This is a genomic window from Fluviicola sp., from assembly GCF_039596355.1.
In the GTDB taxonomy this organism is placed as follows: domain Bacteria; phylum Bacteroidota; class Bacteroidia; order Flavobacteriales_D; family Crocinitomicaceae; genus Fluviicola.
Genome location: NZ_JBCNJW010000013.1, coordinates 95,960 through 105,461, shown reverse-complemented (window position 1 = coordinate 105,461; position 9,502 = coordinate 95,960). Strand labels below are relative to the sequence as shown.

The following is a 9,502-nucleotide window of genomic DNA, read 5'->3' as shown; positions in this document are numbered from 1 at the left end:
AAAAAGTTAGGGAATTCATCACACTATGAACCCACGCTTCATTTCTACCGCAAATGCGCAAATTTTTAGCTCGGCTACTCCCGAAAGAAATCGGGACAGGCTGCACTCGCTTCTAATAGTATAAATGCTGAATGTTATTGTTTACAGAGTAAAGATGCGACTGGTAAGCGCATCAGATATTTACATTTGTGGGAAAGACAAAGAGTTCCTGCTGGCAGGAACTGAAATTATGAATCATACAAGTACTTTTTGTAGTCACCTGATTAAAGTACACAAATCCCGCTGGTAAGCGCCACAAATAATCTGTGCATCTGTGGAAAATTATCACTTAAATTATTGGGAAATATGTCTCAAAATAAAATGATTCAGAGGTTACCTGTGTTAAGTATATAACTCCCTCTAACGAGCGCCTATTTAAATGAATTTTGCCTGATTCAATCAATTGGTCAGTACCTTTGCAAGGTGGATTTACCTACCGGAGTTTATTCCCTTTGACAATCAATGAAGCGGTATTGAAAATCATCGAAAAACAAGCTGCTGTTTTTTGGGCTTAGTAACTTGAATTGATTTTTTTTGAAAACATTCAAAGGGGTAATTTACTTTAAATCAGTGGTTTATTTAAATAAATTCTATTTATTCGATAGAATATATAGAAAATAATACTGCTTTTTCTTGTTGACCCCAAAAAGAGTCCTTTAATTTGCCGCATTCAAACAAGCAGATGAAAATAATAGTACTCTTTTTTTTACTGACAGCGGCTTTATACACACAGGCTCAAACAACCCTCCGGGGAACCATTTACGATGAAAGCGGTCAGGTCGTTTACAATGCGCGGGTCACTTTTCAAAACACCGGCAAAACAATCGCAGTAGATTCCGTGGGATCTTTTATCCTGGAGACTTCCGAAAAACTGCCTTACCGCCTAAGATTTCATGCAGTAGGCTTCCAGGCTTCCGAATGGGAGTTGACCGAAATCCCGGCTGTTCCGCTGAAGATTACCCTGAAAGAAGAAACTTTGTCAGAAGTCGTTGTATCGGCGCGGCGAAGAGACGAAACCGCACAAGATTTACCGATTCCGATCGCAGTGGTTTCAGGGGCAGCGATTTCCGAATCCGGATCGTTTAACGTCAACCGGGTCAAAGAACTCGTTCCTTCCGTGCAATTGTACTCGTCAAACCCGCGAAATACGACCTTAAATATCCGTGGATTGGGTTCGACCTTCGGGTTAACCAACGACGGGATTGATCCGGGAGTCGGGTTTTATGTCGACGGAGTATATTATGCACGTCCGGCGGCAACCACACTGGATTTTGTCGATGTGGAGCAGATTGAAGTGCTCCGGGGGCCGCAGGGAACCTTATTCGGGAAAAATACCACGGCGGGATCGTTCAATGTGACGACCAAAAAGCCGGAATTTACTCGCGGAGTAAGCTTCGAAATGAGTTACGGGAATTATGGCTACATCCAGGCAAAAGCTTCCGTAACGGGGCCGCTGGCAAAAAAACTGGCGGCGCGGGTTTCGTTTTCTGGAACACAGCGCGACGGGACGATCTACAATGTTTCGACCGGAAAATACACGAATGATCTGAACAACCTCGGCGGGCGCGTTCAGTTTCTCTACAAACCGACTTCAAAGATCGACATTACTCTGGCAGGAGATTACACCCGCCAGCGTCCGGATGGATATGCACAGGTGATCGCTGAAGTGGTGCGTACCCAGCGTGCGGATTACCGCCAGTTTAACCAAATCATTGCCGACTTAAATTACAAATTGCCGAGTGACAATGCATTCGACCGGAAAATCGACCACAATACGACCTGGAAATCGGATCAGGATCTGGGCGGAGTTTCGTTGAATGCAGATTTCCGCATCGGGAAAGGGAAGTTGACTTCCACAACGGCGTGGCGTTTCTGGAACTGGAATCCGTCAAACGACCGCGATTTTACAGGACTTCCGGTCTTAACTTTATCGCAGGCTCCGTCGAAACACCAACAATGGTCGCAGGAAATTCGTTACGCAGGAAACATTTTCAAAAAACTATCAGGGGTGATCGGCGTATTTGCAATCGGGCAGGAATTGAAAACCTGGCCGTATCATACGGAAGAATCCGGTTCGGCGCAATGGCGTTTTTCCCAAAGCAGCACCAGTTCGTTGTGGCAAACTCCCGGTTTATTTGAAGGATATGGAATTCATACCACTTCCAGGCTGAACACCTTCAGCGGAGCCGTATTCGGTCAGTTGGATTGGGAAATCATCAAAAAACTGCACCTGCTCGGTGGATTGCGCATCAACTACGACGAGAAAAAAGTCAATTTCAGCCGGAAAACCTATGGCGGACTCGAAACAACCGATCCACAGTTGATTGCGTTAAAAAAACAAGTATACACCGACCAGGAATTTGCAGCACGAACCGACAATACCAATACTTCAGGGCAGGTAACGCTTTCCTGGAAACCAATCCGACAGGTGAATGTATATGCGACTTATTCGACCAGTTACAAACCGGTGGGATTGAACCTGGGCGGACTGCCAACCGAATCGGGACGTGTGATGACAGAATTGGCGGTAATCCGTCCGGAATATGTGCAACATTACGAATTCGGAGTAAAAACTTCCCCGACAAAGAATTTCATTTTCAACGTCACGGCGTTTAATACGAATATCAAAGATTACCAAACGCAGGTACAAACCGCTGAAGTAGGGGTGAACCGTGGTTATCTTGCCAATGCGGAGCGTGTTCAGGTCTTCGGAGTGGAAATCGACGGAAACCTGCGAATCAATCAATACCTGTCGATCTATGCCAACGGAGCTTATACGGAAGGCAAATACGTGAAGTTTACCAATGCACCTGTTCCTTTGGAAGAAACGGGCGGAGCTGCTGCCTATAAAGATGTTTCCGGTTCGAGATTGCCCGGAATTTCCAAATGGACACTTTCGGCAGGAGGGGAAGTTGGTCTTCCGGGAAAATTGCTCGGCTGGTCGGGAAGATTCTTCCTGGCACTGGATACGTATGCGCGCTCTTCATTCTCATCCAGTTCTTCGGAATCCGCGTACCTGAATATTTCAGGATATACCTTGCTCAATGGCCGCATCGGTTTCAGAACTCCGGATGGTGTTTCGATCTACATCTGGGGACGAAATATACTGAATAAGAACTACTACGAGCAATTACTCGTTGCGGCAGGAAATGCCGGTCAGGTAGCCGCTGTTTTGGGAGATCCGCAAACCTATGGTGTAACCTTGAAATATGCGTTCTGAAAAAAAGAATAATTCAAAATTCAAAATGCAAACAGTCCCTTCTTAATTTTAACTTTTCAATTTTGCATTTTGAATTAAAAAAAACTCCTATTAAATTAGTCGTATATTTAATGCATGATTCCGAAGAGATCCAAATACGCTATTCAGGCACTGAAATGTTTAGCAAAAGTATACCGCGACAAAAAACATTTGTCTATAGCAGTTATTGCCGAACAGGAGCAGATTCCGCGTAAGTTCCTGGAAGCAATTTTGTTGCAGTTGCGAAATGGCGGGCTTGTTGGCAGTAAAATGGGAGCAAACGGCGGGTATTTCCTGATCAAGCATCCGGATGAAATTGTGTTAAGTAACATCATTCGCTTGACCGGAGGGCCGATTGCACTATTGCCTTGTGTGAGTCTGAATTTCTATGAACCGTGTGCTGAATGCCCGCACGAAGAGCTCTGTGCGCTCCACGATGTGATGCTGGAAGTGCGTGAAGCAAGCATTCATATTCTTTCGAAGACAAGTCTGGCAGATTTAATTTTAAGAGAAAAAAAGCTGTTTCGAAAACTCGAAAACAAGCATAAATAGTACTCTTTTTAAAATTTAACTCCTACCTATTCGATGGGATATATGGAAAATAATTTGCAATTTGCTTGCGCTTCTTGGAAAGAGAACTTTACTTTGCAGTATCAATTTCAAAAAAGATGATTCAAAAGAACTTCATGCAGCAGATTCAGTCATACTGTATGTCCGTCAGTTGATGGACGCGGAAGGAATAATTATATAAATAGTGTTACAAGCCCTTCTACGCACCATGTCGGGAAGGGTTTTTTATTGTCAGGCAGACAGCATCATGAAAAAAGTATATATCAACGAATATGGTCCGCGGGTTTCAGCAGCCGTTTATGGTTTCTGGAGGTGGACCGAAGAAGATTTGAACGATACCGGGAGATTTGAAGACGTGGTGTTGTTCACACGCGAACTGGGAATCGATACGTATGATCTGAGTTCGGGAGTGGGAGGACACGAGCTGGAAAACCAGTTCGGAAAGCTCATCGAATCAGGCGTATTGCGACAATCGGAGTTGATTTTGTCGACCAAAGTAGGTGTCCGCGAATATTCCGGAGCATACGGGAGCGGTACGTATTACGATCTGAGTCCGCAGAACATTACCAAAAGTGTCGAACAGTCACTGAAGCGGCTTAAGCGGGATAAAATTGAGATTGTGATCCTCGAGCACTTTGATTTCCTGTCGAATATTGAAGAAACAGCATCCGCATTATTGAAACTGCAGCGGAGCGGGAAAATTTCCTATATCGGCGTTTCCAATTTCAATGTGTTTCAGCAGCGTTTGTTGTCGGCATCGCTTTCCCAGCCCATTATAACCAATCACCTTGAACTGAACCTGCTTTGTACGGATGCACTGCACGATGGTCGTTTTGATTTCATCCGCGAACAACACAGCCGGGCAATGGCCTTTTCGCCCCTGGCGGACGGACGAATTTTGCTGGGCGAAGATCCGAAAGCGGTGAGGCTTCGTACGGCGTTGATTGAGATCGGTAAAAAATACGAAGCGAATGTAGAGCAGGTGGCTGTGGCGTGGCTGGATAAACTGGGGGCACTTCCCATTATCGGGAGTAAGGAAAAACGCCGGATCCAGAATGCAGCAACTGCACATGCCTTCGAACTGTCACAAGAGGATTGGTATTTCCTATACAATGCAGCAATCTGATGAGGAACCCACTGTGTAAACACCCAATTTCCCATTCATGAGAGGAACCGATTTGAAGCACTTTTTTCCGATTTTCCTCAAAACCGACGAATTAAATGTGTTGCTGGTAGGAGGAGCAGAACTTGCTTTGAAAAAGCTGGGAATCCTGCTGAATCATTCTCCGGAAACGAATGTATTGGTCGTGGCGCGTGAATACACGGATGCGTTTGTTCTTTTTGCCGAACAGCATGAAAACGTGTTCCTCGAAACCCGCGAATTTAACAAGGGAGATCTCGATGGAAAACAGGTGGTAATCACAACTGTGGCGAGCAGCAGTTTGTCGGAAGAGATTATGAACCTCGCAAACGATTCCGGAATCCTGTACCATGCAGCGAAACAGCCTGAATTGAGCACCTTTTATTTCGAAACGGAAGTGCGCAAAGAAGCAGTGAGCAGAGAACTGGTTACGGATTCAAAATCAGCAGTTTCATTGAAAAGACCCTGGTACTTGTTTTCCCCGACCAAAGTATTGCTTTACCTCTTGGGAATTCTCGGGGTGATGCTCACGGGACATCTGCTCTTCACGTTGATTCCGCTGGAAAGTATCTGGAATACGGCATCGCAGGCAGTGGACTCGCTCACGGTCGATTTCACCTATTTCATTCTTGCCGGCTTTATCGCCCAAATGATCGATGGTGCTCTGGGAATGGCTTACGGAGTAAGTGCAACCACTTTCCTGCTTTCGTTGGGGATTTCTCCTGCGGTTTCCAGTATGGCGGTTCACGCCTCGGAGATTTTTACAAGTGGTGTTTCGGGAATCATGCACCTGCGTTTCGGGAATGTCAACACACGTTTGTTCAAGTCCCTGTTGATTCCGGGAGTGGTCGGCGCGATTTTGGGAGCCTATGTATTGTCGGAATTTGAATCCTACAACCACATCATCAAACCGGTGGTGAGTGCGTATACCTTGTTCCTGGGAGCATTGATCATTTACAAAGTCGTGCGAAAAAAACAAGTGCGGAAAAAGGTAACCAAAGCCGGATGGCTGGGACTCCTGGGAGGATTCCTGGATTCGATCGGCGGCGGCGGTTGGGGGCCTGTGGTTTCTTCCACACTGATTGCAAGGGGGAAACACCCGCGAATGATCGTCGGATCTGTGAATTTAGCTGAGTTTTTCGTTTCTTTGGCGAGCTCATTTACCTTTTTTACCGTGATCGGAGGTTCAAACGTTTGGCAGCCGATTTTAGGTTTGGTTTTAGGAGGAGTCTGCGCAGCCCCGATTGCTGCTTACCTGGCTTCAAAACTCAACATCAAAGCGTTGATGCTTTTTGTGGGAATTGTAGTGGTAATAGTGAGTTTGCGCAACTTTTTGATAGTATTATTCTGAAAAAATGATTGAGAAAATAAAACAAATTGCATCTGATACACTGGAAGATTATTTACTCCGGTTGTCTGAGATACAGGACTTGAGCATTGCCTTTTCGAGCAGTCTAAGCTGGGAAGACCAGGTGATTACACATGCGATTTTCAGTCAGAACCTCCCGATCCGGGTATTTACGCTCGACACCGGGCGTTTATTCCCGGAAACCTACAGCGTTTTGGAAGCAACGCGCCAACAGTATCAGAAACCGGTGGAAGTGTATTTCCCGGAGCATGCAGCCGTTGAAAAACTGGTAACTGAAAAAGGCCCGATCAGTTTTTATGAATCGGTTGAAAACCGCAAAGAATGTTGTTTTATCCGGAAAGTGGAACCCTTGAACCGGGCATTGGAAAACGTAGATGTGTGGGTAACGGGACTGCGTGCGGAACATTCTGAAAACAGGCACGGCCTGGCGCTGGTGGAAGCAGATGCCGGACGGGGAATCATAAAGGTGAACCCACTGATTTCGTGGAGCCTGGAAGAAGTCAAAGCATATATTAAAAAACACCAGATTCCAAGCAATGTGTTGCAGGATCGGGGATTTGTCAGCCTGGGCTGTCAGCCGTGTACGCGGGCAATCCGCGAAGGAGAGCCGATCCGTGCCGGCAGATGGTGGTGGGAAGACAACTCGAAAAAAGAGTGTGGTTTACATAGTTAATGAATTTTCTCCCCTCAAGGGGAGATTAAGAGGGGTGGAAAATTTCTGAATGCCATCCCCCTTGATCCCCCTTCAAAGGGGGAATAAATACGAATAAGAAATGAACGATTATTTAGACGAACTGGAAGCGGAAGCCATTTACATTTTAAGAGAGGTTGCGGGACAATTTGACCGCCCGGCGCTTTTGTTTTCCGGTGGAAAAGACAGTATTTGCTTGGTGCATCTGGCTTTGAAAGCATTTCGCCCGGGAAAATTTCCGTTTCCGCTGGTTCACATCGATACGGGACACAATTTCCAGGAAGCACTTGACTTCAGAGACAAACTGGCGGAGGAACTCGGCGAACGATTGATTGTACGAAAAGTAGAAGACACAATCATTAAGAACCGTTTGCAGGATGCCCGTGGTAAATTCCCAAGCCGGAATGCACTTCAGACGAATACTTTGCTGGAAACCATTGAGGAGTTTGAGTTTGATGCATGTATTGGCGGAGCAAGACGCGACGAAGAGAAAGCCAGAGCGAAAGAACGCGTTTTTTCGGTTCGTGATGAATTTGGACAGTGGGATCCGAAGTTACAGCGCCCGGAATTGTGGAGCATTTACAACGGGAAAATCCACAAAGGAGAAAACGTACGCGTATTCCCGATCAGTAACTGGACGGAGTTGGACGTATGGAACTACATTCAGCGTGAAAACATCCAGTTGCCGGAAATCTATTTTACGCACGAACGCGAATGTGTACTGACTGAAAACGGACAGTTGATGGCGAATAATGCATTCTTGAACCTCGATGAAAACGATGTGCTGGTTACCCGCAAAGTGCGTTACCGTACGGTAGGGGATATGACCTGTACTGCAGCAGTAGAAAGTGAAGCCTTTACGGTCGAAGACATCATTGCGGAAATCCGGGAAGCCAAAATTTCCGAGCGCGGAGCAACCCGCATGGACGACAGAATCTCCGAAGCTGCCATGGAAGATAGAAAGAAGGGGGGATATTTTTAATCATTGAACATTTAAAACGCAGCATTGAAAAAGGAGATAACAGATCCGATTCAGACAGGTCTTTTCCATTTTCCATTTTCAATTCTCAATTAGAAATATGGATTTATTACGATTTTTCACAGCAGGAAATGTAGATGACGGGAAAAGTACGCTCATCGGACGCTTGTTGTACGACAGTGAGTCAATTTCCACGGATGTGATCGAAACACTGACACGTCAAAGTAAAAATACGGGAGAACACGCCGCAATTGACCTGGCTCTTTTGACAGATGGTCTGCGTGCAGAACGCGAGCAGGGAATCACGATTGACGTAGCATACAAATACTTTTCGACACAGAAACGCAAGTTTATTATTGCAGATACGCCCGGACATGCACAATACACGCGTAACATGTTTACAGGAGCTTCAACGGCCCAGCTGGCAATTATCCTGGTAGATGCCCGGAATGGAATCACGGATCAAACCAAGCGCCACAGCATTATTTCTGCGGTTCTGGGAATTCCGAGAGTATTGGTGTGCATCAATAAAATGGATTTGGTGGAATACCGCGAAGATCGTTTCAAGGAGATCGTTTCCGATTACCGCTCTTTTGCGGAACTGATCGGATTGCGCGCTGTAGATTTTATTCCGGCATCGGCTCTGAATGGCGACAACGTGGTGCACACAAGTTCCAATTTGTCATGGTACAAAGGATTGCCTTTACTGTCTTACCTGGAAACAGTTGAAGTAGATCAGTTCAATGGAGCAGATGAAGCGCGTTTCCAGGTTCAGTACGTGATTCGCCCTCAAACAGAAGCACTGCATGACTACCGCGGTTATGCGGGAAGTGTTTTGAGCGGTGCGTTCAGTGTTGGAGACCAGGTAACGGTATTGCCTTCCGGGTTGACGAGTAAGATTGCAACGATCGAATCGAACCTGAAAGAAGTGCCTTCAGCGGTTAAAAATCAACCGGTAGTGTTGCATTTGGAAGATGATTTGGATATCAGCCGTGGAAATACCATTGTGTTGTCATCAGCTTTGCCGGCAACGGAGAAAGAAATTGAAGCAACAATCTGCTGGATGGATAATCACGCATTTCAGCCGGGACATAAATTGCTGTTGCAGCAAAACAGTTTCCGGACGAAAGCGGCTATTCGTGAAATCCGCTCTAAAATTGACATCCACAGTTTCAGAGATCTGGAAAGCGATGGCGAATTAAAACTCAATGAACTGGCAAAAGTGCATTTGAAACTGGCGGAAGCAATCAGCTATGATGCTTTTGAGAAACAAGCCAAAACAGGGGCGTTTATCCTGATTAATGAGAACACGAACAACACGGTTGCTGCGGGTGTGATTCATTGATTGAAATTTGAATCTCCTTTGCGTTTCAAATAAAGTATCATTTCTAAAAGGCGAGGAGTAAAGAGCACAACGATTAAAAATCTCGACAAGTATAAAAAAAGGCTTCTCAACGAGAAGCCTTTTTCAATAT

7 protein-coding genes are annotated in these 9,502 nt (G+C 45.7%); all 7 read left to right on the top strand.

The window, feature by feature from the left end; all coding sequences use genetic code 11:
* Positions 1 to 721 precede the first annotated feature (721 nt).
* The 7 genes from ABDV94_RS18555 to ABDV94_RS18525 all read left to right on the top strand — a co-directional run bounded on the left by ABDV94_RS18555 (position 722) and on the right by ABDV94_RS18525 (position 9,372).
* Positions 722 to 3,259 carry a TonB-dependent receptor gene (locus ABDV94_RS18555; protein ID WP_343748717.1) on the top strand — a complete coding sequence of 846 codons (2,538 nt, stop codon included), beginning with the start codon at positions 722 to 724 and terminating at the stop codon, positions 3,257 to 3,259.
* Between the two features lie 114 nt (positions 3,260 to 3,373).
* Positions 3,374 to 3,829 carry an Rrf2 family transcriptional regulator gene (locus ABDV94_RS18550; RefSeq protein WP_343748716.1) on the top strand — a complete coding sequence of 152 codons (456 nt, stop codon included), beginning with the start codon at positions 3,374 to 3,376 and terminating at the stop codon, positions 3,827 to 3,829.
* 265 nt (positions 3,830 to 4,094) lie between these two features.
* Positions 4,095 to 4,973 carry an aldo/keto reductase gene (locus tag ABDV94_RS18545; protein WP_343748715.1) on the top strand — a complete coding sequence of 293 codons (879 nt, stop codon included), beginning with the start codon at positions 4,095 to 4,097 and terminating at the stop codon, positions 4,971 to 4,973.
* Positions 4,974 to 5,010: 37 nt separating this feature from the next.
* On the top strand, positions 5,011 to 6,339 hold the full coding sequence (locus ABDV94_RS18540; protein ID WP_343748714.1) for a TSUP family transporter: 1,329 nt from the start codon (positions 5,011 to 5,013) through the stop codon (positions 6,337 to 6,339).
* Positions 6,340 to 6,343: 4 nt separating this feature from the next.
* Positions 6,344 to 7,030, top strand: coding sequence for a phosphoadenylyl-sulfate reductase (locus ABDV94_RS18535; RefSeq protein ID WP_343748713.1), 687 nt, complete (start codon positions 6,344 to 6,346; stop codon positions 7,028 to 7,030).
* A gap of 100 nt (positions 7,031 to 7,130) precedes the next feature.
* Positions 7,131 to 8,030, top strand: coding sequence for a sulfate adenylyltransferase subunit CysD (cysD, locus tag ABDV94_RS18530; RefSeq protein WP_343748712.1), 900 nt, complete (start codon positions 7,131 to 7,133; stop codon positions 8,028 to 8,030).
* A 97-nt stretch (positions 8,031 to 8,127) separates the two neighbouring features.
* The gene (locus tag ABDV94_RS18525; protein WP_343748711.1) at positions 8,128 to 9,372 is read left to right on the top strand and encodes a GTP-binding protein; all 1,245 of its coding nucleotides are present in this window, start codon (positions 8,128 to 8,130) and stop codon (positions 9,370 to 9,372) included.
* The last annotated feature ends 130 nt before the right edge of the window (positions 9,373 to 9,502 follow it).

What these genes read in the sequence shown, in the direction of transcription:
- ABDV94_RS18555 (WP_343748717.1), top strand. Translation starts at nt 722, where the DNA reads ATGAAAATAATAGTACTCTTTTTTTTACTGACAGCGGCTTTATACACA.
- ABDV94_RS18550 (WP_343748716.1), top strand. Translation starts at nt 3,374, where the DNA reads ATGATTCCGAAGAGATCCAAATACGCTATTCAGGCACTGAAATGTTTA.
- ABDV94_RS18545 (WP_343748715.1), top strand. Translation starts at nt 4,095, where the DNA reads ATGAAAAAAGTATATATCAACGAATATGGTCCGCGGGTTTCAGCAGCC.
- ABDV94_RS18540 (WP_343748714.1), top strand. Translation starts at nt 5,011, where the DNA reads ATGAGAGGAACCGATTTGAAGCACTTTTTTCCGATTTTCCTCAAAACC.
- ABDV94_RS18535 (WP_343748713.1), top strand. Translation starts at nt 6,344, where the DNA reads ATGATTGAGAAAATAAAACAAATTGCATCTGATACACTGGAAGATTAT.
- cysD (WP_343748712.1), top strand. Translation starts at nt 7,131, where the DNA reads ATGAACGATTATTTAGACGAACTGGAAGCGGAAGCCATTTACATTTTA.
- ABDV94_RS18525 (WP_343748711.1), top strand. Translation starts at nt 8,128, where the DNA reads ATGGATTTATTACGATTTTTCACAGCAGGAAATGTAGATGACGGGAAA.